Genomic DNA, 25,225 nt, shown 5'->3' on the forward strand with positions numbered 1-25,225 from the left:
AGCAGCTTTGCGCTTGCCTGACAATAGCTGCACAAATCCATGAAAGAAGTCCCCGACGCCATCGTTTGCGAAGGCTGCGACGCGGTCTACCGCCGCGTGCGGCTGCGCCGCCGCGAGGTGTCTCATTGCCCGCGCTGCAGCACCGAACTCGACCGCCACCCTGGCGACCAGAGCGCCCGCGTGCTGCCGCTCACCGTGGCCTGCCTGATCCTGTTCGCCATCGCCAACCTGTTCCCGATCGTCGAGATCGAGCTCCAGGGCATCAGCAGCCAGACCACGCTGGTCGGCGCGGTGGTGGCGCTCAGCATGGAAGGCATGTCGCCAGTGGCGCTGCTGGTGCTGGCGACCACGCTGCTGTTCCCGCTGCTGCAGCTGTGCATCCTGTTCTACCTGCTGGTGCCGCTGCGCTACGAGCGCCGGCCGGCGGGTTTCGACGTGCTGGTCAACGCCCTGGTGGCGCTGCGGCCCTGGGGCATGATCGAGGTGTTCCTGCTCGGCGTGCTGGTGGCGATCATCAAGCTCGGCAGCCTGGCCCAGGTGATCGCGGGCCCGGCGCTCTGGGCCTTCATGGGGCTCACCGTGCTGCTGACCGCAGTGCTGTCGTTCAACCCTCGGACCTTCTGGGAAATGGCCTTCGAGCCGCGGCCGGGGCAGGACGAATGAGCCGCCGGGCCATTCCCCGGGCCATTCCCAAGGCCATTGCCAAGGCACTGCGGCGCGAGGGTCCTGCGCCAAGTGATGACGTGACCGTCGAGACCGCGGGATCGCAGGGGCTGATGGCCTGCCACCATTGCGGCACCACCTGGCGAGGCGCGGTCGAGGGCGAGCCCTGCGCCCGCTGCGGCACCCACTTGCACGCGCGCAAGCCCGGCAGCATCCAGCGCACCTGGGCCTACTTGGTCGCCGCCGCGATCCTCTACCTGCCGGCCAACCTGCTGCCGGTGATGATCACCAAGAGCCTGCTGGGCACCCAGCAGGACACCATCCTGAGCGGCGTCATCTATTTCTGGGTGACCGGCGCCTACGGGCTGGCGGCGCTGATCTTCATCGCCAGCTTCCTGGTGCCGCTGTTCAAGCTCAGCGCGCTGATCCTGCTGAACATCACGGCCCAGCGCCGCAGCACCTGGCGCCAGCTCGAGCGGGCCAAGCTCTATCGCATGCTCGAGGTGATCGGCCGCTGGTCGATGCTCGACGTCTTCGTGGTGGCGCTGCTGGCCGGACTGGTGCGCATCCATGGCTTCGCCGAGATCACGGCCGGCGTCGGCATTGCGGCCTTCGGCGCGGTGGTGGTGCTGACCATGATGGCCTCGCTGAGCTTCGATCCGCGGCTGACCTGGGACGCCGCCGAGGCCGCTGCGGGTCCTGAAGAAACAACAATGGACAATGAACCGATATGAGTGACGAAGCCATCCGACCCGAGCCCCCGCCGCCGCGGTCCGCGCCGAGGGTCGTCAGGCGGCGCAACTGGCTGCCTTCGCTGATCTGGCTGATCCCGATCGTGGCCGCGATGGTCGGCGTGGCGCTGGTCGCCCGGATCCTGATGGACCGCGGTCCCGAGATCGTGCTGACCTTCAAGAGCGCCGAGGGCCTCGAGGCCAACAAGACCGCGGTCAAGTACAAGGACGTGCAGATCGGCACCGTGCAGAGCATCCGCCTGGCCTCCGACCGCTCGCATGTGCGGGTGCTGGTGCAACTCAAGAAGGAGGCCAGCGCCTTCACCGCGCAGGACACCCGCTTCTGGGTGGTGCGCCCGCGGCTCGACACCACGGGCATCTCCGGGCTCGGAACCTTGCTCTCGGGCGCCTACATCGGCGCCGACGCGGGCACCTCGGACGAGACCGCCGGCGAATTCGCCGGCCTCGAGACCCCGCCGATCGTCACGCGCGATGCCTCGGGCCGGCAGTTCCTGCTCAAGTCACGCGACATCGGCTCGCTCGACATCGGTTCGCCGGTGTACTTCCGGCGCATCAAGGTGGGGCAGGTCGCGGCCTACGAGCTCGATGGCGATGGCCGCGCCGTCACGCTGCGGGTCTTCGTGAACGCGCCCTACGACAAGTTCGTCGGCGTCAACACCCGGTTCTGGCATGCCAGCGGCTTCGATGTCGACCTCAATGCGAGCGGCCTCAAGGTGCGGACCCAATCGCTGGTCACGGTGCTGCTGGGCGGCATCGCCTTCCAGTCGCCCGACGACCAGAACGGACCGGTGGCGCAGGAGAACGCAGCCTTCATGCTGGCGGGTGACGAAACCACGGCAATGAAGGAGCCGGACGGTCCGTCGCGCACCATGCTGCTGTATTTCAACCAGTCGCTGCGCGGGCTGTCGCCCGGGGCGCCGGTCGACTTCCGCGGCGTCGTGATCGGCGAGGTCAAGTCGATCGGGGTCGAGTTCGACCGCACCGAGCGCGAGTTCAAGATGCCGGTGGTGGTGCAGATCTACCCCGACCGCCTGCGGCGCCGGGGCTCCGATCCGGGCAAGGAAGGCCAGTTGTCGCAACTCGAGCGCTGGCGCTTCCTGGTCAGCAAGGGGCTGCGCGCGCAACTGCGCACCGGCAGCCTCCTGACCGGGCAGGTCTATGTGGCGATCGACTTCTTCCCCGACGCCAAGCCGGCCACGCTGGACATCGAACGCACGCCGCTGGAGCTGCCGACGACGCCCAACAGCCTGGACGAACTGCAGGCGCAGGTGTCGGACATCGCGCGCAAGCTCAACAAGGTGCCGTTCGATGAGATCAGCAACGATCTGCGCAAGGCGATCGGCACGCTCAACAAGACGTTGGGCAGCGCCGAACAGCTGGTCAGGCGCATCCACGACGACCTGACGCCCGAGATGGCCGCGGCCATGAAGGATGTGCGGCGGACGCTGAACTCGGCCGAGAAGACGATCGCCGACGACGCGCCGCTGCAGCAGGATCTGCGCCAGACGCTGCAGGAGGTCACGCGGGCCGCGGGCTCGCTGCGCGTCCTGACCGACTACCTAGAGCGCCATCCCGAATCCCTGATCCGCGGCAAGCCGGAGGACAAGCAGAAATGAGATCGACGACGTTGCGCCCGGGCGCATGGCTTTTCACGGCGGCGATGCTGGCGGCGGCGGGCTGCGGCAGTACGCGCACCCAGTTCTACAGCCTGGCGGAGACCGCCGCGCCGGCTGCGCGGGCGCCGGCCGCCGCAGCCGCGCCGCTCTACATCGAACTCGCGCCGATCGCCATGCCCGAGCGATTCGTCCGGCCGCAACTGGTGGTGCGGCAGAAGGATGCGGCCGCCGGGCCGCAGGTCGAGATCCTCGAGCAGCATCGCTGGTCTTCCTCGTTCGAGAGCGAATTGCACGATGCGCTGGGCAGCGCGGTGGCCGCGCGGCTCGGAGCGGTCGACGTCAGCAAGTCCGGCCGCCCCCGCGGCCAGCCGGCGATCCGCATCGCGGTGCAGATGGGCCAGTTCGATGCCGTCGAGGGCAGCCGGGTCGATGCGGCCTTCAGCTGGACCCTGCGCCGGACCGACGAGGGGCCGGGCGTCGGCTGCCGGATCTCGGTGTCGGAGCCGGTGGGGGGCGGTATCGATGCGCTGGCGCAGGGTGCGCAGCGCGTCGCCTCGCAACTGGCCGATGCGATCGCGGCCAGCGTTGCCGCGCTGCCGGGACAGCCGGCGGCTTCGTGCACGGCGTGAGGCGGGCCACCGGCGATGCATCCGAACGGCTTCGCACTCTTCGACACGGCCATCGGCGCCTGTGGCATCGCCTGGGGCCCGCGCGGCATCGTCGGCGTCCAGCTGCCCGAGGGCGAGGAGGGCGCTACCCGCGCGCGCATGAGGCGGCGTTTTCCGGGGCTGGCGGAGGCCGAGGCGCCATCGGCGGTGGCGCCCGCGATCGCGGGCATCCGTGCGATGCTCGCCGGCCAGCCGCTGGCCCTCGATGACATCGTGCTCGACATGGAGGGCATCAGCGAGTTCCACCAGCGCGTTTACGCGATCGCGCGCCGCATTCCGCCCGGACGCACCCGCAGCTACGGCGACATTGCGGCCGAACTCGGCGACAAGGGCCTGGCGCGCGCGGTCGGTCAGGCGCTCGGCCTCAACCCCTTCGCGCCGGTCGTCCCTTGCCACCGAGTGCTGGCGGCGGGCGGCAAGTGGGGCGGTTTCTCGGCCCATGGCGGCGCGGTGTCGAAGCTGCGCATGCTGGCCATCGAGGGTGCCCGGCCGGAGAGCGACAGCGGGCATCTCTTCTGACGTCCAGGGCCTGTTCATAGTGTGAACAGGCCCTAACACAGGCTGGCTCGCTTCGCTGCCGACGGTCCATCGCCGCCTTGGCGACAATCGGTCCATGACTTCCTCGCGCTTCTTCAAGATCGCGATCGTGCTGGGCCTGTTGTCGGCCATCGGCCCGTTCGCGATCGACATGTACCTGCCGGCCCTGCCCGAGATCGGCAGCAGCCTGCACGCCGGCATCGGGCCGGTGCAGATGAGCCTGACCGCCTTCTTCATCTCGCTCGGCGTCGGGCAATTGCTCTACGGCCCGGTGTCCGACATGGTGGGCCGCAAGCCGCCGCTCTATGTCGGCCTCGGCCTGTTCGCGCTGGCGAGCATCGGCTGTGCGCTGGCCACCCGCATCGAGACGCTGATCGCGCTTCGCTTCGTCCAGGGCCTGGGCGCCGCAGCCGGCATGGCGATCCCGCGTGCCGTGGTGCGCGACCTGCACACCGGGACCGACGCGGCGCGGCTGATGTCGCTGCTGATGCTGGTCTTCAGCGTGTCGCCGATCCTGGCGCCGCTGGCCGGCAGCGCGGTGATCGCCTTCACCGGCTGGCGCGGCGTGTTCTGGTCTGTCACGCTGGCGGCCGTGATCGGCCTGGCGACCGTCGCCATGGTGCTCAAGGAGACGCGGCCGGCCGAGGAGCGGGTCGAAAGCAGCCTGGGCAGCGCGTTCTCGGCCTACGGCGTGCTGCTGCGCGACAGGCACTACCTCGGGCTGGTCTTCATCGGCGCCTTCGCCATGGCCGGCTTCTTCACCTACCTGGCGAACTCCTCTTTCGTGATGATCGACCACTACGGCCTGTCGCCGGTGTTGTACAGCGTGGCCTTCGGCGTCAACGCAGCGGCCTTCTTCGCCGCCGCGCAGCTCAACGGCCCGTTGTGCGAGCGCTTCGGGATCGAGCGCGTAGTGAAGACCAGCGTCTGCGCCTGCGGCGCGGTGATGCTCGCGATGTTCGCCTACTTCGCCAGCGGCGGCGACCGGCTGGCGGTGCTGATCGTGCTGTACTTCATCGCCAGCGGCCTGATGGGCCTGGTGATTCCCACCACCTCGGTGCTGGCCCTCGAGCAGCATGGTGCCATCGCCGGCACGGCGTCGGCCCTGCTCGGCACGCTGCAGATGCTGACCGGCGCGCTGGTGATGGCGGTGGTCGGGCTGTTCACCGACGGCCGGCCGCTGCCGATGGTGACCGGCATGGCGGGCGGCGCGCTGATCGCGGTCGTCCTGACCTGGCTCACCCTGGACGGCCGGCGCCCGGCCGCCTGCCAGGCGGGCTGAGGCGGTGTCGGCCATCGCCGCGGCCCCGGCCGCCCGCGTCGCCCGCGACGGCTTGCCGCAGCCGCAGCGCCGGCACGCCATGGTGGTGGTCATCCTCGGCATCGCGGTGGCGGTGCTCGACGGCACCATCGTCAACCTCGCGCTGCCGGGCATCGCGCGCGAGCTGCGGGCCGATCCGGCGCATGCCATCTGGGTCGTCAACGCCTACCAGATCGCCACGCTGGTGATGTTGCTGCCGCTGGCCTCGCTGGGCGACCGGATCGGCTTTCGGCGCGTCTATCTCACCGGCATGGCGCTGTTCGCGTCGGCGTCGCTGATCGCGACGCTGTCGAACTCGCTCGGCATGCTGATCGCCGGCCGTGCGCTGCAGGGGCTGGGTGCCGCCGGCATCATGAGCGTCAATGCCGCCTTGGTCCGGCTCATCTATCCGTCGGCCCAGCTCGGGCGCGGCATGGCCATCAATTCGATGGTGGTGGCGACCGCCTCGGTGGCCGGCCCGTCGGTGGCGGCCGGGATCCTGTCGGTGGCATCGTGGCCCTGGTTGTTCGCGCTCAACGTGCCGCTTGGGGCGCTGGTGCTGGTGCTCGGACTGAGGGCACTGCCGGTCAATGCCGCGAAGTCGTCCGGCGTTCGCTTTTCTCTCGTCGATGTCGCGCTCAACGTGGCGATGTTCGCGCTGATCTTCATCGGTGCCGACCGCCTGGGCGTGCGCGGCGAAACGGGGCAGGGCGGCGGGCCGTTGGCCTGGGCGCTGCTGCTGGCCGGCGTGGCGGTCGGCGTCGTCTACCTGCGACGGCAGGCCGCGCTCGCGCTGCCGCTGTTCCCGGTCGACCTGCTGCGCATCCCGGTATTCGCGCTCTCGATGGGCACCTCGGTCGGCGCCTTCTGTGCCCAGATGCTGTCTTTCATCGCGCTGCCCTTCCTGCTGCTCGACACCTACGGGCGCTCGCACTTCGAGGCCGGCCTGCTGATCACCGCCTGGCCGCTGGCGATCGTCGTGATGGCGCCGATCGCGGGTCGGCTGATCGGTCGATATCCGGACGGCTTGCTCGGCGGCATCGGGCTGGCCCTGCTGGCCACCGGCCTGGCGCTGCTGGCGACACTGCCGGCCCAGCCGGGCAACGGCGACATCGTCTGGCGCATGGCGCTGTGCGGGCTGGGCTTCGGACTGTTCCAGTCGCCCAACAACCACACCATCGTGACCACGCCACCGCCGCACCGCAGCGGCGCGGCGAGCGGTATGCTGGGCACCGCGCGGCTCACGGGCCAGACCCTGGGGGCGGTGCTGCTGGCCGGCATCTTCAGCTTCTGGAGCCCGCACGACGGCAAGGGGCAGGTGATCGCCCTCGCGCTCGCCGCCTGCTGCGCCGCGGTGGCGGCGGTCTGCAGTACGCTGAGGACCCGCCAGGCGGCCGCCCGCCACGCCTGAACCGCCCCTATCTCCGACGGCCGATTGCCGGCCGCGGGGCGGGCTCCTATCGTCGGGCCCTGCGCAGCGCAAGGGGGGCCCATGCCTGATCGTTCGGACATCCTGTGGTTCAAGACCGAGTTCCAGCCGCGGATCGTTCCGCTGCTGGCCGGCACCCCGATGACGGTGGACATGATCGCCGCCATCGCCTGCCAGGAGACCGGCCACATCTGGCCACTGCTGCGCCGCAAGAACCTGCCGACGGCGCGAATCCTCGCGCTCTGCGTCGGCGACACGCTCGACGCGGACAAGGGACGCCGGGCCTTCCCGACCACCAAGGCAGAGCTGCTGGCGCGGCCGAACGGCGACCGGATGTTCGCGATCGCGCACCAGGCGCTGGTCGACATGGCGGCGCAGGTGCCGGGCTACACGGCGGTGGCGGCGCGGCCCGACAAGTTCTGCCATGGCTACGGCATGTTTCAGCGCGACCTGCAGTTCTTCGTGTCCGACCCGGACTACTTTCTCGAGCGGCGTTACGAGCAGTTCGAGCAGACGCTGGGCCAATGCCTGGACGAGCTGCTCCATGCGCTTCGGAAGCTGGGTTTTCAGAACCGCTCCTCGCTCGGCGACCTCGAACTCGCCGCGGTGGGCATCGCCTACAACACCGGCGGCTTCAAGCCGGCCAAGGGCCTCAAGCAGGGTTACTTCAACGGCACCAGCTTCTATGGCGAGCTGCTGTTCGACTTCATCCAGCTCTCGCGCAGCGTCGCGCTGGCCGGCGACTCGGCGCCGGCGGTCGATGTCCCGCCGGGCGTTGCCATCGTTCCACCGCCCGCGCCGCCGAGCGCCCGGGGCCAGGCGATGGTGGTGACCACGACCGACGGCATGCTGCGCCTGCGCAGCGCGCCGGTCATCAGCGCGCCGCCGCAGGCCAACGTGGTCGCGAACCTGCCGAGCGGGCACACGGTGCGCGCCGTGACGGGCACCGCGGTCAAAGGCTTCATGGAGGTCGAGACGGCGCTGTCCGGTGCGCTGCTGCGCGGCTTCGCGTCGATGAAGTTCCTGGCGCCGGCACCCGTGCCCGGGCGCGCAGCAGCGGCCAAGAGCGCCCGGGCGACGGCGTTGACGGCAGCCTTCACGCCGCCGGCCGTGGGCATGCCGCGGGCACCCGGCAGCGTGACCCGGCGCCGCGAGCTGGCCAACGCCCATTCGCTGAACGAAGCAAAGCAGCCGGGCCGGCAGGGCCGCAGTGCCGAGGCGCTGCGCGGCGAACTCGGCGCCATCGTCGAATGGCTGGCGGTCGAGAATCCGGCGCACAAGCGCTACCAGCCTCGCGCGGGTCTGACCTTCTGCAACATCTACAGCCACGATTACTGCCACCTCGCGGGCGTCTACCTGCCGCGTGTCTGGTGGACCACGCCGGCCATTCTTTCGCTGGCGGGCGGGACGCAGGTGGCGCCACTGATCGGCCATACGATCACCGAGATGCGCGCCAACGACCTGTTCCGCTGGCTGCGCGACTTCGGCCAGGGTTTCGGCTGGCGCCGCAGCGCCACCGTGACTGAATTGCAGCAGGCCGCCAACCAGGGCGCCATCGGTCTGATCGTCGCGCGGCGCAAGGAAGACGGCCGCTCGGGCCACATCGTGGCCGTGGTGCCGGAGACCGGCACCACGAGCGCACGCCGCAATGCCGCGGGCGACGTCGTCGCGCCACTGCAGAGCCAGGCCGGTGCGCGCAACTTCAGCCGCGGCACCGGCAAGGCCGGCTGGTGGAATGGCGAGGAATTCGCGGAGAGCGCGTTCTGGATGCATGCATAGCTCGCCCCCAGGTTGCCCGGCACTTCGTGTCCGGGCGCCCACCCCCTACCGGGGGCGCAGTCAGCGGCCCGGCGAAGCCGGTTCCGCGACTGCCCACGAACAGGCGCGCTGCGCGCAGCCGTAGAAAATCCACAGCGCCGAATGCTTTGGCCGGCGCAGCCACGCCCGTTGGTGAAACACCGCGGAACCGGCTTCGCCGGGCCGCTGGTGTTGCCCCCGGTAGGGGGTGGGCGGGCTACACGAAGTGAGCCCAACCTGGGGGCGAGCAACAGTGCCACCGCGGAACCGGCTTCGCCGGGCCGCTGGTGTTGCCCCCGGCAGGGGGTGGGCGGGCTACACGCAGTGAGCCCGACCTGGGGGCGAGTCACTTGATCACAGCCCCAATGCGCTCGGCCATGAACTCGTAGAACGGGTTCGAGGACAGCCGGGTCAGCGAATCCAGGCTGACGATCAGGCCGCCGCGCTCGCCGCGCACGGCCAGGGCGCCGAGGTTGACGCCGAAGTCGTCGCTGTCGTCGGGCCGGATGCCGTACAACGGGTCGCTGATCGGGAAGGGCAGGGCCAGGTGCGAGAGCGAGAACACCTCGAGCGGGAACTCGAGCCCGATCGGCCGCGTCTGGACCGTGGTCGCTCCGGCCTCGGTCACTTGTTCGACGACCTCCCGGCTGTGGATGTCGGCATTGGTGACCAGCGTCGTGCGGAAGCGCCGCGGGGCCGGCGGCAACACCCGGTCGGGCCGCAGGTCGCTGCCGGAGCGCAGCAGCGGTCCGAACTTGACGCTGCGGTTGAGGTCGAACAGCACCAGTTCGCTGCCGTTGGCCGGCAGCCGCGCATAGAGGCCGGTGACGATGGCACGGGTGCTGACCGTGAAGTCGATCAGCGACTGGAACGTCAGGATCGGCGGCAGCTGGTCGAGCCGGCCGTCGCGCTCCTCGCGCGCCACATGGGCCTGCAGGTCGCGCGTCAGCAGCGAGGACTGGCGGGCGCCGTTGACCGGGAACGAGTTGTACTTGAAGGGATTGAACTCGGGCACGATGCCGAGCCAGGCCGCCTTGGCAAAAGCCGGGAAGATCGCCGGCCAGCCGAACACTCCGGCGAAGCGCGACAACTCGGTGATGCCGATCATCGGTGCGATCAGGATCAACCGGTCGGGCCGCGCGAGCTTCGGGTCGTCGATGGCATCGAGCGCGTACTTGGTCGCCAAGGCACCGCCGTTGGAGAAGCCGACGACGTGCAGCGGCAGCGGCGCCGGCACGCGGCGGCGGGCTTCGCGCACCGCGAGCCGGGTCGCGGCGGACCAGTCTTCCCACTGCACATGGGTCAGCCCCGCGGGCACCGTGCCGTGGCCCGGCATCCGGATGGCCACGACCACGAAGCCGCGGTCGCGGTACAGCGTGGCCACGTGGCGCAGGCTGTAGGGGGAATCGGTCAGGCCGTGCAGCAGCACCACCGCACCCTTCGGCGGACCTTGCGGATCGAGGACGTAGGAGCGGTTCCAGTCCTGGCGGAAGTGGCCCGGGTAGATCGGGCTGCCGTCGAAATAGCGGTTGGAGGGCGTCTTCAGCTCGGGCGGCAGCTTCTCGCTGACCTGTTGCCGGACCTCGTCGAAGGCCGCGTTCTCGGCCGCCAGCCAGGCCGGCCAGTCGGCCTTCCGGATCTCGTCGCCGGACAATTCGCGCGGCACGTGCGTGTGCCAGGGTTCGAGCGGCGGACCGCGCTGCACATCGTAGGTGCGCACCGCGAGCAGGGTGACGAAAACGATGCCCAGCAGCAGCACGATGCGCTTCAGCATCCTGGTCAGCCAGGGTCCCATTCCGATCCTTTTCCGTTCTTTTCGAGCACGCCGGCCCGGGAGACTTCCCGGCGCGCAATCTATCACGAGGCTCGAGGCGGACCCGTGGCCGGCGCTCGGCCCCGGGCCCCCGGCCGACGCCGCCCGCGAGCCGATTCGGCGACCTCGGTGGCCAGGGCGTCGCAGCGTGTCATGCGCCGGTGATTGTCCGCCACCGCATGGGGCCGCATACTGCCGCATGCCTCAGATCGGCAAACCACCCGGGGACGACAGCCTGATCCGCTACGGCTGCGAGGCGGCCGATTGCCCGCCGGCCTCCAGGCCCTGGGTGCTCGCCGCGGCCATCGTCGGCTCGAGCATGGCCTTCATCGACGGCACCGTGGTCAATGTCGCGCTGCCGGCGATCCAGGCCGACCTGCGTGCGAGCGCGTTCCAGGCGCAATGGGTGGTCGAGTCCTATGCCCTGTTCCTGGCTGCGCTGCTGCTGGTCGGCGGCTCGCTCGGCGACCATTTCGGCCGCCGCAGGATCTTCGCGCTCGGGGTGGCGTTGTTCGCGCTGGCCTCGGTGGGCTGCGCGCTGGCAGGCACGGTGCAGCAGCTGATCGCGGCGCGTGCAATGCAGGGCGTCGGCGGCGCCTTGCTGGTGCCCGGCAGCCTGGCGCTCATCAGCGCCTCCTATCCCGAGAAGGAGCGCGGCCGGGCGATCGGCACCTGGTCGGGCGCGAGCGGCATCACGGCCGCGTTCGGGCCGGTGCTGGGCGGCTTCCTGGTCGATCGCTACTCGTGGATCTGGGCCTTCCTGGTCAACCTGCCGATGGCCGCCGTGGTGCTGTGGATCGTCTGGCGCCACGTGCCCGAGAGCCGCGGCGGCGCGGCAGCCGGCGAGCGGCTCGATCTCCGGGGCGCGGCGCTGGCGACGCTCGCGCTCGGCGGCATCGTCTATGCGTTCATCGAGTCGCCGACCCAGGGCTGGGATGCCACCGCCGTGCGGGCTGCGTTGCTCGGCGGCATGGCGGCGAGCGTGGCCTTCGTCGCCGTCGAGCTGCGGGTTCGCTCGCCGATGCTGCCCCTGTCGCTGCTGCGGATCGGCAATTTCGGCGGCGCCAACCTGCTCACGCTGCTGCTCTATGCGGCGCTCGGGGGCGGCCTCTACTTCTTTCCGCTCAACCTGATCCAGGTGCAGGGCTACTCGGCCACCGTGGCCGGTGCGGCGCTGCTGCCGTTCATTCTGATCATGTTCGCGCTGTCGGCCTGGGCCGGACAACTGGTCGACCGCTTCGGTCCGCGCCTGCCGCTGGTGGTCGGGCCCGGCATCGCGGCCCTGGGCTTCGCGCTGTTCGCGCTGCCGGGCGTCGGCGCCGGCTACTGGACCTCCTTCTTCCCGGCGGTGGTGGTGCTCGGATTCGGCATGACGGTGACCGTCGCGCCGCTCACCACCACCGTGATGAACGCCGTCGGCCCGGATCTCGCGGGCATCGCCTCGGGCGTCAACAACGCGGTCTCGCGCGCCGCCGCGGTGCTGGCGATCGCGGTCTTCGGCCTCGTCATGGCCTGGGCCTTCGACGCCCGCCTGGGAGCCGGCCTGCGCGACATCGGCGCCTCGCCCGAGGCCGTGGCCTTCATGCAGGCCCAGCGCAGCCAGTTGGCCGGCGCCGCGCTGCCGCCGGGCGCCGATGCAAGCGCCGCCGCGGCGCTCAGGCACACGGTCCATGCCGCCTTCGTGTCCGGCTTCCGCTGGGTGATGGGCCTGTGCGCCGCCCTCGCGCTGCTGAGTGCGCTGAGCGCCTGGCTGCTCATCGGCGGTGCGCGTACGGGCGACACGCAGAAAGCCCAACCCGGGGCGAGCGATAGCCATACGTCGCATGGCCGATAGGCAATGCCTGGAGCCCCCTCCACACTGCGCTCTCGAAAGGCCCGTTCACCCAAGCGCTGGCCGCAGGAGGAATGGCAATGAATCAGGGTATCCGCCGCGGCGCTCGATGGCTGCCGCTGCTCGTCGGCGTGCTGCTTGCGGCCTGCTCGAAGGGCCCGCAGCCCGGCGAGGTGCAGGACGAGGCGAAGATCGCCGGCCGCGACGCGGCCTCGTTCCCGCACGCCGGCGAGGACTACTTCCACGACATGGACAACGGCATCGCGCTGAGTCCCGAGGAAGTCAAGGGCCGCAACATGTGGCTGGTCTGGAGCGGCGGCAACGACCGCTTCTGGACCCAGATGACCGACTACACCTTCGGTGCCTTCGACCTGCTGAAGGTGATCAGCTCGCACCCCAGCCTGGGCTATTCGCGGACCAATCGCTGGCAGTACTTCGGCCTGGTCAACGAACCCTGCTTCGGCAACGCCGCGGGGCCCGACAAGGCGCGCCGCGGCCTCTGGCTCGACGTCCGCAGCAAGGACTGCGCGCCCGATCCCTTCGAGAACGAGAGCAAGTACCCGGGCGTCGCGACCGGCTCGCGCGGCAAGCCGCTGGGCGACGGCACGACGCAGTCGGTGGGCTCCTTCTACGGCTGGGCCACCGGCATCGCGGGGCTGCGCCTGTTTCCGAATCCGGCCTTCGACGAGAAGGCCGCCAAGGCCTGGGATGCCGAGAAGTACTACACCGATCCGAGCTACTACAACCGCCAGGACCTGGTGCGCCCCTACCGGGTCGGCATGTCCTGCGGCTTCTGCCACCTCGGCCCCAGCCCGGTGAAGCCGCCGGCCGATCCGAACAATCCGAAGTTCGAGAACCTGAGTTCCTCGGTGGGCGCACAGTACATGTGGGTCGACCGGCTCTTCATCTTCAATGCCAACAAGGCCGAGGGGCGGACCAACTACATGTACCAGCTGGCCCACACCTACCGGCCGGGCGCAATGGACACCTCGCTGGTCTCGACCGACGGCATCAACAATCCGCGCACCATGAACGCGGTCTACGACTTTCCGTCGCGAATGGAGATGGCGCGGCGCATCGGCCGCGAGAAGCTGGCGGGCGGCGAGCTCGACAACAAGCAGTTCAACGACTTCATCGCCAGCGGGCCGCTGACCGAGTTCTTCTCGAAGGCCGATTCGGTGGTCTACACGCCGCACGTGCTCAAGGACGGCGCCGATTCGGTCGGACTGCTGGGCGCGCTGAACCGCGTCTACCTCAACATCGGCCTGTTCAGCGAGGAATGGCTGCTGCATTTCAATCCGGTGATCGGCGGCAAGACCATCACGCCGATCAGGATCGCCTCGGCGCAGAAGAACTCGAGCTACTGGCAGGCGACCGAAGCCGGGACGCCGAACACCGCGCTGTTCTTCCTCAAGGCTGCCCAGCCCGACCGCCTGAAGGACGCACCCGGCGGCGACACCTACCTGGGCGCGGACGCCGCCACGCTGCAGCGCGGCAAGCTGGCCTTCGCCAACACCTGTGCGCGCTGCCATTCGAGCAAGGCGCCGCCGCTGCCGGCCTCGCTCGAGCTGAATCCGGCGCGCTGCGCGGGCCCGGGCTATGTCGATTGCTTCAAGCGCTACTGGGGCTGGACCCAGACCGAGGACTACAAGGCGCAGATGCGCAAGATCGTGCAGGCGCCGGACTTCCTCAAGAACAACTACCTGTCGACCGAGACGCGGATCCCCGTCACCTTGCTGCGCACCAATGCCTGCAGCCCGCTGGCGACCAATGCGCTGGAGGGCAACATCTGGGACAACTTCTCGTCGCAGACCTACAAGAGCCTGCCCTCGGTCGGCACCGTGACCTTGAGCGATCCGTTCACGGGCGAGCCCAGGCCTTACGCGATGCCGGCGGGCGGGCGCGGCTATACGCGCGTGCCGTCGCTGATCAGCGTCTGGTCGACCGCGCCTTTCCTGCTCAACAACACCGTCGGCGATGCCAACGGCGACCCCTCGGTCGCAGGCCGCATGAAGGTCTTCGACGAGGCGATCGAGCAGATGCTGTGGCCCGACAGGCGCAAGCCCGATGCGGTGCTGGGTGCCAAGGTCGGCGGCACCATCGACCGCACCACTGAACGCAGCGTCGTGACGATCCCGGCCGGCTACGTGCCCGAGGCGCTGCGGCCGCTCCAGGGCGCCTTGCACCGCTGGCTGCCCTGGCTGGTGCAGAAGGACGGCGACATCGTCCTCGGCCCGATCCCCGAGGGCGTGCCGGTGAACCTGCTGGCCAATCTCAAGCTGCGCGCCGAAAGCAACGACCTGGGCGACAAGGCCTCGCATGTGAAGGACGTCGGCGAACTGCTGGTCAAGCTCAAGCTGGCGCTCGCAAGCGCGCCCGCCGGTGCCAGCGACGAAGAACTGCGCAAGCACTTCGCGGCGCTGCGCGAGCCGATGCTCGAACTCAGCAAGTGCCGCGATTTCGTGATCAACCGCGGCCACTATTTCGGCACCGCCGAGTTCAACCGGCAGGAGGGCTTGAGCGCCGACGAAAAGGCTTTCGGCCGCGAGCCCGAACTGAGCGACGACGACAAGCGGGCGCTGATCGCCTTCCTGAAGACCTTCTGAGCCCCATCGAAACGCCACGCATGCCCGGAGCCGACGCGAGTGACTGGGACTACGTGATCGTCGGTTCGGGAGCGGGCGGCGGCACCCTGGCGGCCCGCCTGGCCGAGGCCGGCATGCGGGTCTTCCTGCTCGATGCCGGCGGCGATCCGCGCAGCGGCGATGCCCGCCTGCCAGACGACTACGACGTGCCGGCCTTCCATGCCTTCGCCTGCGAGAACCCGGCGCTGCGCTGGGACTTCCGCGTGCGCCACTACGCCGACGAGGCGCAGCAGGCCAGGGACTGGAAGCACCGGGCGGGGCAGGGCGTGCTCTATCCGCGCGCCGCCGGCCTCGGCGGCTGCACCTCGCACAACGCGATGATCTTCATGCTGCCGCACGCCTCGGACTGGAATCGCATCGCCCGGCTCACCGGCGACCCCTCGTGGCGCGCGACCGCCATGCGCCGCTACGCGCAGCGCGTCGAGGACTGCCGGCACCGGCCGGTCTGGCGCGCGCTGCGGCATGTCGGGCTGGACCCGACCGGCCATGGCTGGAGCGGCTGGCTGCGGACCGAGAAGTCGATCCCGCTGTCGGTGCTCGGCGACGACGGCCTGCTGCGGGTGCTGCGCGAGACCGCGAGCAGCTTCACCCGCAGCCTGCCGACCCCGCTGCGCAGCGCGCTGCGCTGGTTGCGCGGCGGCCTGGGCGATCCGAATTCCCGGCGCTCGCGGCCCGGCAGCTTCGAAGGGATCTGCTACACGCCGCTCGCAACCTCCGGCCACCGCCGCAGCGGCGTGCGCGAGCGGCTGCTGGAGGTCGCGGCGCGCTGTCCCGACCGGCTGCACATCGAACTCGATGCGCTCGCCACGCGGGTGCTCTTCGATGCCGATGGCGAGGCCTGCGGCGTCGAGTACCTGAAGGGCGCGCGGCTCTACCGCGCCCATGCGGCGCCGAACGAGGACGCCGGCACCCGGCGCGAAGTGCGCGCCCGGCGCGAGGTGGTCCTGTGCGGCGGCGCCTTCAACACGCCGCAACTGCTGATGCTGTCGGGCATCGGGCCGGCTCCCGAGCTGCAGGCGCACGGCATTCCCGTGCGGGTCGACCTGCCGGGTGTCGGCCGCAACCTGCAGGATCGCTACGAGATCGCCGTCACGCACCGCATGCCGGCACCGTGGGGGGTGCTGCAGGGCGCACGCTTCGATCGCGGCGACCCGCTGTGGCGCCAGTGGCAGCGCAGCCGCAGCGGCATGTATGCGTCCAACGGCGCCGCGCTCGGCGTGGTCCAGCGCTCGCGTGCCGCGTCGGTCCAGGAGGAGGAGCCCGATCTCTTCTGCATGGCGCTGCTGGCGCGCTTCGAAGGCTACTTCAGCGGCTTCTCGAAGTGGATCCGCGACCAGCCCGACCAGTTGACCTGGGCCGTGCTCAAGGCCCATACGCGCAATCGCGCCGGCACCGTGCGCCTGCGTTCGGCCGATCCGCGCGACACGCCGCTGGTGAACTTCCACTATTTCGAGGAAGGCAGCGATCACGCCGGCGAGGACCTGAAGGCCGTGGTGGAGGCGATCCGCTTCGTGCGCCGCATGAGCGCGCCGCTGCTGAAGAGCGGATGGATCGCCGAGGAGCTGGCACCCGGCGCGTCGGTCGAAAGCGACGAAGGCCTGGCCGACTATGTGCGCAACACCGCGTGGGGGCACCATGCCTCGTGCTCCTGCGCGATCGGCGCCGCCGGCGAGGGCGGCGTGCTCGACCGCGCCTTCAAGGTGCATGGCGTGCAGCGGCTGCGCGTCGTGGATGCCTCGGTGTTCCCGCGGATCCCGGGCTTCTTCGTCGCCGCGGCGATCTACATGATCGCGGAGAAGGCGGCCGATGCCTTGCTGGACGAGGCGCGGCGCACACCTCTTTCGGCAAATTGACGAAGCCCGCCGAAGGACTGAAACTTTGTGAACGACGGGGCTTCCCCGCAGGAGTGAGCACATGGCCTATGACGTGCAGCAACTGCTCGACATGTCGCAGCAGCAACTCGACGACCTGTTCCGCGCCAGCCCGCCGGGAGAGATTCCGAACGGCGAGGCCGAGGGCACCGCGATCATCTCGCCCGGCACCCGCTATACCGAGTCGATCGCGAGGATCATCAATTTCTTCGGCTGGCAGGGGAAGGTGTTCGATGCCCAGAAGGGCCTGTTGAAGAACAAGGTCAGCATCCTCGGCGTGCAGGCCATCGTCGCCAGGGTCTACCTGGGCGAGAGCTGGCTCGACGGCAAGCCGTGCATCGTGCTCGACTATTCCGACACCTCCATCGTGGCGCAGTGGATCCGGGACGAGATCCGGCTCATCGGGCCCGGCTTGTACCTCGGCAAAGTCTATTGGAGCAAGGAGCGGCTGATCGACTTCTGCCTCAAGTTCTGATGCGGTGACGCCCCAGTCCCATTTCATGGTGATCGCAGCGGTCACCGATGGCCGCGAGTCCAGCCTGCGCAAGCTGCTGGACACCATGAACCTGAAGCCCGGCATGGCCGACCCCGGCAACGCGCTGATTCCGTTCGGCCGTTTCGAGCGACTGCACTTCGCGCGTTTCGCGCTGCTCACCGACGGCACGCTCGGCGACCTCGAGGCCTTCGACCTGCCGCGGCCCCGCGTGCCGCCGCTGTACATCAGCTTCCTCGGCGAATGCGATGGTCCGGCCAGCACCCAGCTGGCCGAGTTCGCGCAGGTTGCGGACGACGGCCTGCGACGCATCTTCGCGCACTGCGAGGGTTTCGACGCCGACGGCAACCTGCTCGCGTGGCTCAAGTCGCATTCGGTGTCGGCGGCCGCGGGCTACGTCAACCGCATCGGCCGCACCGTGCGGCAGGTCCGCGAGGACAGTGCGCTGCAGCGTGCGCTGGCCTCGCAGGTGCCGCGCGACATCGCGGGCGAGGCGGAAGACCCGCAGGCGTTGCGGCACCGGCTGCTGGCCTTCGTGCAGGCCGAGCAGCTCGAGGGGCGGCTGCTGCTGAGCTCGCCCGAGCGCACGCCCTCGGGCTGGCTGCTGCGCAACTTCCTGCATGCGATCGCGCCGCTGTTCGCACTCCTGGTGCTCGTGCTGCTGGTGCTGCAGCTTCCGCTCCTGCTGCCGCTGCTGCTCCTGACGGCCGCGTACCTGGTCTGGCAACTGCGCCGCCACGAAAAGACCGACCCCGAGTTCTGCCCGCGGCCGGACCGCGCCGCGGTTGTCGAGATGCAGGGACTGGAGGACCATGACCTCACCAACAGCTTCACGGCGCTCGGTGCGGTCAAGCCCGGGCTGTTCCGGCGCTGGCTCACGCAGTTCATCCTGTACGCGATCGACTACGCCTGCCGCCATGTCTTCGGGCACGGCCACCTGGCGCGGGTGCAGACCATCCACTTCGCGCGCTGGGTGTTCCTCGACGGCAAGTCGCGCGTGCTGTTCGCCAGCAACTACGACGGCAGCCACGAGAGCTACATGGACGACTTCATCAACAAGGCGGCCTGGGGCCTGAACCTGATCTTCAGCAACGGCTTCGGCTGGCCGCGCACCGACTGGCTGCTGAAGGGCGGGGCGCGGCACGAGCTGCGCTTCAAGTACTACCAGCGCCGGCACCAGCTCCCGACCCAGGTCTGGTACAAGGCCTATCCGGGCCTGACACTGACCGACCTCGAGCGCAATCGGCGCATCCGCGAAGGTTTCGAGATGCACACGATGACCGACGACCAGGCACTGGCCTGGCTGAGGCTGCTATGAGCGCCGCGCCGGGCCGCCCCAAGCAAGCTCGCACCGCAGTGCGAAGCACGGAGGTTGCCTTGTGAGCCCGCAAGCGGTCGAGTTCGACGACATCCAGGGGCTGGTGCGCTTCGGCTACAAGCGCCTGACCCAGGCCTGCTTCCTGCTGTTGCGCGTGACCGATCCGGTGGCCGCACGCGCCTGGATGGCGCAGGCGCCGGTCAGCAGCGCGAAGCTGCAGCAGCCGCCACCGGCCACCGCGCTGCAGATCGCCTTCACCAGCACCGGCCTGCAGGCGCTGGGCGTTCGGCAGGACATCGTCGAGGGCTTCTCGCATGAATTCATCGTCGGCATGGCGAGCGATGCCAGCCGCGCCCGGCGCCTCGGCGACCTCGGACCGAACGACCCCGCTTCATGGCAATGGGGCGGGACGCCGGAGCAGCTGCCGCACGCGCTGCTGATGCTCTACGCGGTGCCGGGCGGCCTCGAGGACTGGCAGCGCAGCGTGCTGTCCCAGTGCGAACTTGGCTTCGAGCTGATCGCCTGCCTCGATACCTCCGACATGGACGGCGTCGAGCCCTTCGGATTCGTCGACGGCATCTCGGAGCCGGCCATCGACTGGCAGCGCCAGCGACCGGTGCGCGACGAGGAGCGCGCTGACTACAGCAATGTCTCGTGCCTGGGCGAATACCTGCTCGGCTACCCGAACGAATACGGCGGCTACACCGATCGGCCCTTGCTCGATACCCATCGCGACCCGGAGGCGATCCTGGCGCGGGCCGAGGATGCACCGGACAAGGCCGACCTGGGCCGCAACGGCAGTTACCTCGTGCTGCGCCAGCTGCAGCAGGACGTCGCCGGCTTCTGGCGCTTCATGGACGCCCAGGTCGAGGGCGATCCCGTGCTTCGAAAGCAGCTGGCCGAGACGATGGTGGGGCGGACGATGGAAGGCGAGCCGCTGATCGGCGATACCGGCGAGCGCATCCCTGGCGAGGATGACCCGCGCAACAGCTTCACCTACGCCCGCGACGGCGAGGGCCTGCGCTGCCCGATCGGGGCTCACATCCGGCGCAGCAATCCGCGCAACGCCGACTTGCCGCCGGGCCCTCCGGGCCTCGTTTCCTGGGCTCGGCGGACGCTCGGCTTCGACGCCCCGGCGCTGGCGGCCGACAAGGTCTCGTCGACCCGTTTCCACCGGCTGCTGCGGCGCGGCCGCGAATATGGCGCCGGGGTGTCGATCGAACAGGCCCTGTCGTCGGCAGCCCTGAACAGCGTCGACGCCACCGGCCTGCACTTCGTCTGCCTGGGCGCCAACATCGCGCGCCAGTTCGAGTTCGTGCAGTCGGCCTGGCTCGCGGGCCTGCGCTTCGAGGGCCTGCCCGACGAAAGCGACCCGCTGACGGCCACCCACCTGCCGCGCGACGACGGCACGGCGACCGATGGCTTCTCGATCCCGCTCGACTCCGGCTCCGATCGCCGCGTCTGCGGCCTGCCGCAGTTCGTGACGGTGCGCGGCGGCGCCTACTTCTTCCTGCCCGGCCTGCGGGCCTTGCGCTACCTGTCGAAGGTGCAGCCATGAACTCGAATGCCAGCCGCCCGACGCCGAGGGCCAACACCGGCTCCGTCTGGCGCAATGTCGTGAGCGACACGGGCATGGTGCTGATCCGGCTGGAGCGCCGCTTCGATCCCTTGCTGCGGCCGGCCTTCGATGCCTTCCTGCGCGATCCGCTGGCCCGCTTCACGACCGCGCTGATCAACAGCCGGCGCAGCGACGAAGGGCTGGCGATCGCCGAGGAACGGCTCTTGCCCGACGAGGAGAGCTTCACCGACTCAATCGTCAAGAGCTTCACGCGCCAGATGACCGACCTCTGGAAGCCCGGCGGCTTCGAGCGCGGCGGCAACACCAAGACCCAGGGCATCGTGCGCGGGGAGTTCACGGTGCACGAGGACATCCCCGCGCACATGAAGCGCGGCATCTACGCCACGCCGCAGACCTTTCGCTGCTGGGTCCGGTTCTCGGGGCCCGGGCCCTACATCACGCCGGACATCGACGATGTCGGCTTCATGAGCATCAGCATCAAGCTGATGGGCGTGCCGGGGCCGAAGCTGATGGAGGACGAGCAGCACACGCTCGACATGTTCGCGGTCTCGACGCCGACCTTCGTCACGCCCGACGCCAAGTGCAATGCGGCGCTGCAGCGCGAGAGCGTGAAGAACGCGCAGATCTTCTACTTCGTGAACCTGCACGATTCGCACGTGCTCGACCTCGTGATGCAGTCGCTCTTCATCAAGACCCAGAGCAGCCCTTTCGAGGCGCCGTACTTCAGCTGCGTGCCCTACCTGATGGGGGAGGGCCAGGCGATGCAGTACTCGGTCTGGCCGAAGACGACGAAGCGCACGCCGATCCCGCGCCTGCCGCTGCGCCCGCCCGACGACTACCTGCGGCAGGCGATGGTGTCGGCGCTGGCCAACGACGATGTCGAGTTCGACATCCGGCTGCAGATGCAGACCGACCCGCACCTGATGCCGATCGAGAACGCCGGCGTGCTGTGGCCCGAGGAACGCTCGCCGCGCATCACGGTGGCGACCCTGCGGCTGCCACGGCAGCGCTTCGATTCGCCGGCGCAGATGGAATTCGCCAAGCGGCTGTCCTACAACCCGTGGCACACGATCGCCGAGCACCGGCCGCTCGGCAACCAGAGCCGGGCGCGCAAGCGGATGTACTGGGAGCTGGCGAAGCTGCGGCACACGATGAACGCGGTGCCGCACTTCGAGCCGACGGGGGACGAGGTGTTCGAGTAGCTGCGAGAGCGACCGTCCTTTTCTTGTCCCCGCTTGCGAGTCCGCGCGTTCCCGAGCCCAATGACCTCGGTTGCGGCGTCGCCCCTTGGGCGTTGCGAACGTCGCCGCAGGTCCGACATCCGAAAGGTGGCCACCGATGAAGCACTTCCTCATCAAGTATCAATTCAAGAACGGCACGGCCGAGGCATGGCATGAACACATCCGCCAGTTCATCGCTTGGCTGGACACCGAGCCCACCGTGAAAGGCAAGATATCGTACCGCTGCCTGAAAGAGCGGGATGGCTCGGGCTACTACCATCTTGCCGCCGCGTCGGACGAGCAGGCGATCAAGGCATTGCAGAGCCAGGATTTCTTCAAGCGCTATACCGAGGAAAGCAAGCGCGTGGCCGGCGGAGAGGTCGAGGTCGTGCCGCTGGAGTTGATCGCGCAGACATCCTGAGGTGTTCGGTCAGGCAGGAAAATCGACGCCGCGCTGGCCGGCGCGCCAGGGCGGGAACTTGTGCATCACGCGCGCAAAGGCCGGTGCCTCGAGCCGTGCGGCCAGCCAGGCGCGCAGGCGCGGCCAGGCCTCCTGCGCTTCGAACCAGGCCGCATCGACCTGCGCGAACTGCCGCACAAATGGCGCAATCGCGATATCGGCGAGCGCGGGCGTGTCGCCGTGCAGACAGGACCGGGTCTGCAGCAGCGTCTCAAGCCGCGCGAGGAAGAGGGCGCCTCGTGCGCGATGTGATTCGGCACCAGCCTCGGCCTCGGCCACGGGTTGCCGCTCCGGATACTTGTAGCCGTCCAGGTGCCGCTTGAAATCACCGTCGCATTCGGCGATCAGCGCCAGCATCTCGTCCAGCGTCGCGTGAGCGGGCCTCAGCCAGTGCGTCGGGTCGTTGCGCCTCAGCGCCCACAGCATGATGTCGAGGCTCTGGTCGATCACGCGGCCATCCACGTCCACCAGCACCGGCACCGTGCCCTTCGGCGACGCGGCCAGCAGTTCGACCGGCTTGTCGCGCAGCACGACCTCCCGCAGTTCGCAGAACTGGCCGCTGACGGCGATCGCCATCCGCGCCCGCATCGCATAGGGGCAACGCCGGAACGAGTAGAGGATCGGCCGCGCGGCTGCGCTCAGATCAGCCGCTGGATCGCCTTCTTGCGCCATACGAAGCGGTAGTAACAAGCTTGCAGCGTCAGCATCGCGGTGAAGGCCACCGGATAGGAGATCCAGATGCCGTTCAGGCCCAGCTGGTGGCTCATCCACCACGCCACCGGCACCTCGATCAGCGCAATGCAGAAGACCGAGATCGCGGTCGGCACCAGCACCGAGCCGCTGGCCCGCATGATGCCCGACAGCGCCGCGCCCATGCCGAAGATCACGGTGCTCCACAGCATGATGTGCAGCAGCGTCTGCGCGACCTCGATCACCGGCTCGCTGGTGATGAAGAAGCCCATCAGCGGCCGCGAGAACAGGTAGCCCAGCACCACCAGCGAGCCGGTCAGCACCAGGTTCATCACCAGTGCCGTGCGCGTGATCGCCCCGAGGCGCTGCACCTGGCCGGCGCCGATCGCCTGGGCGCCCAGGATCGAGGCCGTGATCGCGATCGAGATCGCCGGGAACTGCACGTAGGCCACCACCTGGTTCACGGCGCCGTAGGCCGCGGTGGCGTTCGAGCCGTAGGCATTGACGAAGGACAGCAGCGCGATCTCGGCCAGCGAGACGACGATCATCTGTACGCCCGTCGGCACGCCGACCTTGAGCACCGCCTTGAGCAGCGCCGGACGCACGCGCAGGTGCCGTATGAAGTCGGCATCCGGCGCCAGCGGACTCTTCTTGCGCCGCAGGTGGAAGGCCAGCCAGGCGGTCGCGACCACGAAGGAAACCACGGTGGCCCAGGCGCCGCTTGCCACGCCGAGCTGAGGCAGGCCGAACCAGCCCCTGATCAGCGCGGGCGTGATGATCAGGCCGAGCCCGGTCGAGATCATCAGCGTGTAGAGCGGCGTCACCGTGTCGCCGACGCCGCGCAGCATCGCGGTCGACAGCAGGAAGACGAACAACCCGGGCATTGCGATCAGGATGATCCGGGCGTAGCGCGTGGCATCGGGCAGGATGTCCGGCGGCGTGCCCAGCAGGCGCAGCATCGGCTCGGTGAAAGCGCCGCCGAAGATCGCCACGCAGAGGCCGAACAGCACGCCCACCGTGAGCGTGGTGCCGGCCACCGCCCGCGCCTTGTCGGGCTCGCGCGCGCCCCAGGCCTGGCCGATCAGCACCGAGGCGCCGGCGCCCAGGCCGATCGTGAAGGCGATGAAGAAGAACATGATCGGGAAGAAGCCCGACACCGCCGCCAAGGCGCCGACGCCGATCATCTGGCCCAGGTAGACGTTGTTGAGCGTGCCCGACAACGACTGCAGCACGTTGCTCAGCAGCATCGGCGCCAGGAACAGCAGGAACACCTTCCACAGCGGCTTCGAGGCCATGGCAGCCATGCGCGGGTTGACGGGTGGGGCGACCGGCGGCTGCACCGGGTCGGCGGCGCTCATTGCTCGCTCCAGGCCGACGCGGCGAGTTTGTGGAGATGGGCGCCGACGTCCTCGGGCCATTGCGCGACGCGTTGCCCGAAGCGCTCGCGGTCACCGGCGAACAGCGCGCGCGCGGCTTCCTCGAAACCGGGCAGGGAGCCGGCGATCACGGTCATGAAACGATAGGCGGCTTCGCGCGCCGCACGCACGGCATCACGGTCGGCGTTGACGCGACTGGCCTCCTGGACCAGGCGCCGCAGCGCCACGGAGGCGCCGCCGGGCTGGCGATTGAGCCAGTCCCAGTGGCGCGGAAGCAAGGTCACCTCGCGCGCCACGACACCGAGCTTGGGACGACCCACGCTGCGCGGCGGCTCCGCGAGAGCCTCGGCGCCGGCTGCCGTCGTCGTTGCGCCGGCCCTTTGATGGACGTCGAAGTCGAGCAGTTCGCCGGTCTGTTCGTTGAACACGAGATAGGGCGTGTCGTCTTCGCGCTCCCGCAGGCGCGCCAGCACTTCGGACTCGCTGCCCTGGGCGATGCGCTTCAGGTCGGCAAAGACGATCAGGTGGAGGGGGGCTGAATCGCGGGTTTCCTGTGGCAAGTTCATGGCTGCGATATTACCCGGGTAAATATGGATTTCCAATATACCCGGGTAAAAATAAGGCACTCAGCCGGCCCGCAGGCGCCGCCAGCCGCGCCGGACGCGTCGTGTCAGCGCCCGCACCAGGCGCCATGCGCGGCTCTCGTGAACGCGCGTCAGCACCCCGTCCTTCCAGCTTTTCCAGCGCGGATAGAAACGCCCGAACCATGGGATGCGCATCAGCGCCGGCTCGACCAGCTGGAACAGCCGTGCCAGGACCGCGGTGCCCACCAGCTTGGCGGCCAGCAGCAGCAGCAGGGCGCTCACTGCGTGCCCTTCGCCGAGCAGGAAGAGTCCGAAAAGCTTGACCGGCAGCAGCATCAGCGCCGGCAGAAAGAAGGCCAGCACCGCGCCCCAGGGCGGCAGCGCGCGCACCGCGGCCTCGATGCGCGCCCAGACGCGCAGCCGCGCCAGCCGGGCTGCGCCGCGGGCCAGCGGCTCCCAGCCCCACTCCTCGAACAGCAGCACCGGCACCAGCAGGGCCATGCCGAGCAGGCTCAGGAATTTCTTCAAGATACGCATTCGTCGCCATTGTCCCCCTGGGGCCTATGGCAAACTTCCGCGCTTT

21 protein-coding genes are annotated in these 25,225 nt (G+C 69.3%); 16 read left to right on the forward strand and 5 right to left on the reverse strand.

Translation table 11 applies throughout. From position 1 onward, the window contains the following. Positions 1 to 39: 39 nt before the first annotated feature. The 8 genes from AC1DYD_RS05045 (at position 40) to AC1DYD_RS05080 (ending at position 8,744) form a co-directional block, all read left to right on the forward strand. The gene (locus AC1DYD_RS05045) at positions 40 to 663 is read left to right on the forward strand and encodes a paraquat-inducible protein A (RefSeq protein WP_478171641.1); all 624 of its coding nucleotides are present in this window, start codon (positions 40 to 42) and stop codon (positions 661 to 663) included. Continuing rightward, positions 660 to 1,397 carry a paraquat-inducible protein A gene (locus AC1DYD_RS05050; RefSeq protein WP_478171642.1) on the forward strand — a complete coding sequence of 246 codons (738 nt, stop codon included), beginning with the start codon at positions 660 to 662 and terminating at the stop codon, positions 1,395 to 1,397. Before AC1DYD_RS05045 ends, AC1DYD_RS05050 begins: the two co-directional genes overlap by 4 nt. Beyond that, entirely contained in the window at positions 1,394 to 3,031 is a 1,638-nt protein-coding gene (locus AC1DYD_RS05055; RefSeq protein WP_478171643.1) for a PqiB family protein, read from the forward strand. Before AC1DYD_RS05050 ends, AC1DYD_RS05055 begins: the two co-directional genes overlap by 4 nt. Then, entirely contained in the window at positions 3,028 to 3,660 is a 633-nt protein-coding gene (locus AC1DYD_RS05060) for a PqiC family protein (protein ID WP_478171644.1), read from the forward strand. Before AC1DYD_RS05055 ends, AC1DYD_RS05060 begins: the two co-directional genes overlap by 4 nt. 15 nt (positions 3,661 to 3,675) lie before the next feature. Beyond that, on the forward strand, positions 3,676 to 4,218 hold the full coding sequence (locus AC1DYD_RS05065) for a methylated-DNA--[protein]-cysteine S-methyltransferase (RefSeq protein ID WP_478171645.1): 543 nt from the start codon (positions 3,676 to 3,678) through the stop codon (positions 4,216 to 4,218). Between the two features lie 94 nt (positions 4,219 to 4,312). Further along, entirely contained in the window at positions 4,313 to 5,518 is a 1,206-nt protein-coding gene (locus AC1DYD_RS05070) for a multidrug effflux MFS transporter (protein WP_478171646.1), read from the forward strand. A gap of 13 nt (positions 5,519 to 5,531) precedes the next feature. Then, the gene (locus tag AC1DYD_RS05075; RefSeq protein ID WP_478171745.1) at positions 5,532 to 6,947 is read left to right on the forward strand and encodes an MFS transporter; all 1,416 of its coding nucleotides are present in this window, start codon (positions 5,532 to 5,534) and stop codon (positions 6,945 to 6,947) included. Positions 6,948 to 7,028: 81 nt separating this feature from the next. Beyond that, entirely contained in the window at positions 7,029 to 8,744 is a 1,716-nt protein-coding gene (locus AC1DYD_RS05080; RefSeq protein ID WP_478171647.1) for a hypothetical protein, read from the forward strand. Between the two features lie 364 nt (positions 8,745 to 9,108). On the opposite strand, the gene AC1DYD_RS05085 is transcribed toward AC1DYD_RS05080, so the two are convergent. Continuing rightward, complete coding sequence (locus AC1DYD_RS05085) at positions 9,109 to 10,557, reverse strand: alpha/beta hydrolase (protein ID WP_478171648.1); 1,449 nt, start codon at positions 10,555 to 10,557, stop codon at positions 9,109 to 9,111. Between the two features lie 217 nt (positions 10,558 to 10,774). On the opposite strand from AC1DYD_RS05085, the gene AC1DYD_RS05090 reads away from it, so the two are divergent. The 8 genes from AC1DYD_RS05090 (at position 10,775) to AC1DYD_RS05125 (ending at position 21,953) form a co-directional block, all read left to right on the forward strand. Further along, positions 10,775 to 12,409 carry an MFS transporter gene (locus tag AC1DYD_RS05090; protein ID WP_478171649.1) on the forward strand — a complete coding sequence of 545 codons (1,635 nt, stop codon included), beginning with the start codon at positions 10,775 to 10,777 and terminating at the stop codon, positions 12,407 to 12,409. Between the two features lie 77 nt (positions 12,410 to 12,486). Continuing rightward, a complete protein-coding gene (locus tag AC1DYD_RS05095) occupies positions 12,487 to 15,012 on the forward strand; it encodes a hypothetical protein (protein ID WP_478171650.1) in 2,526 nt (841 codons plus the stop codon). Between the two features lie 20 nt (positions 15,013 to 15,032). Then, positions 15,033 to 16,904 carry a GMC family oxidoreductase gene (locus tag AC1DYD_RS05100; RefSeq protein WP_478171651.1) on the forward strand — a complete coding sequence of 624 codons (1,872 nt, stop codon included), beginning with the start codon at positions 15,033 to 15,035 and terminating at the stop codon, positions 16,902 to 16,904. A 61-nt stretch (positions 16,905 to 16,965) separates the two neighbouring features. Continuing rightward, a complete protein-coding gene (locus AC1DYD_RS05105) occupies positions 16,966 to 17,397 on the forward strand; it encodes a hypothetical protein (protein WP_478171652.1) in 432 nt (143 codons plus the stop codon). A 4-nt stretch (positions 17,398 to 17,401) separates the two neighbouring features. Then, positions 17,402 to 18,733: a hypothetical protein gene (locus AC1DYD_RS05110; protein WP_478171653.1), complete on the forward strand. Its 1,332-nt coding sequence runs from the start codon at positions 17,402 to 17,404 to the stop codon at positions 18,731 to 18,733. Positions 18,734 to 18,794: 61 nt separating this feature from the next. Beyond that, positions 18,795 to 20,291, forward strand: a complete 1,497-nt coding sequence (locus AC1DYD_RS05115; protein WP_478171654.1) for a Dyp-type peroxidase — start codon at positions 18,795 to 18,797, stop codon at positions 20,289 to 20,291. Further along, positions 20,288 to 21,514, forward strand: coding sequence for a catalase family protein (locus AC1DYD_RS05120; protein WP_478171655.1), 1,227 nt, complete (start codon positions 20,288 to 20,290; stop codon positions 21,512 to 21,514). The genes AC1DYD_RS05115 and AC1DYD_RS05120 overlap by 4 nt, the downstream gene beginning before the upstream one ends. A gap of 136 nt (positions 21,515 to 21,650) precedes the next feature. Continuing rightward, the gene (locus tag AC1DYD_RS05125) at positions 21,651 to 21,953 is read left to right on the forward strand and encodes a hypothetical protein (protein ID WP_478171656.1); all 303 of its coding nucleotides are present in this window, start codon (positions 21,651 to 21,653) and stop codon (positions 21,951 to 21,953) included. A 9-nt stretch (positions 21,954 to 21,962) separates the two neighbouring features. Here the strand turns inward: AC1DYD_RS05125 and AC1DYD_RS05130 are convergent, their stop codons facing one another. The 4 genes from AC1DYD_RS05130 to AC1DYD_RS05145 form a co-directional block, all read right to left on the reverse strand. Next, positions 21,963 to 22,568: a glutathione S-transferase gene (locus tag AC1DYD_RS05130; RefSeq protein ID WP_478171657.1), complete on the reverse strand. Its 606-nt coding sequence runs from the start codon at positions 22,566 to 22,568 to the stop codon at positions 21,963 to 21,965. A gap of 62 nt (positions 22,569 to 22,630) precedes the next feature. Further along, entirely contained in the window at positions 22,631 to 23,986 is a 1,356-nt protein-coding gene (locus AC1DYD_RS05135) for an MATE family efflux transporter (RefSeq protein ID WP_478171746.1), read from the reverse strand. Between the two features lie 50 nt (positions 23,987 to 24,036). Beyond that, positions 24,037 to 24,624 (reverse strand): DUF2239 family protein, encoded by a 588-nt coding sequence (locus AC1DYD_RS05140; RefSeq protein WP_478171747.1) that lies wholly within the window; start codon positions 24,622 to 24,624, stop codon positions 24,037 to 24,039. Positions 24,625 to 24,684: 60 nt separating this feature from the next. Beyond that, complete coding sequence (locus AC1DYD_RS05145) at positions 24,685 to 25,179, reverse strand: hypothetical protein (protein WP_478171658.1); 495 nt, start codon at positions 25,177 to 25,179, stop codon at positions 24,685 to 24,687. Between the last annotated feature and the right edge of the window lie 46 nt (positions 25,180 to 25,225).

This window comes from Variovorax sp. P4_B11 (assembly GCF_056402355.1).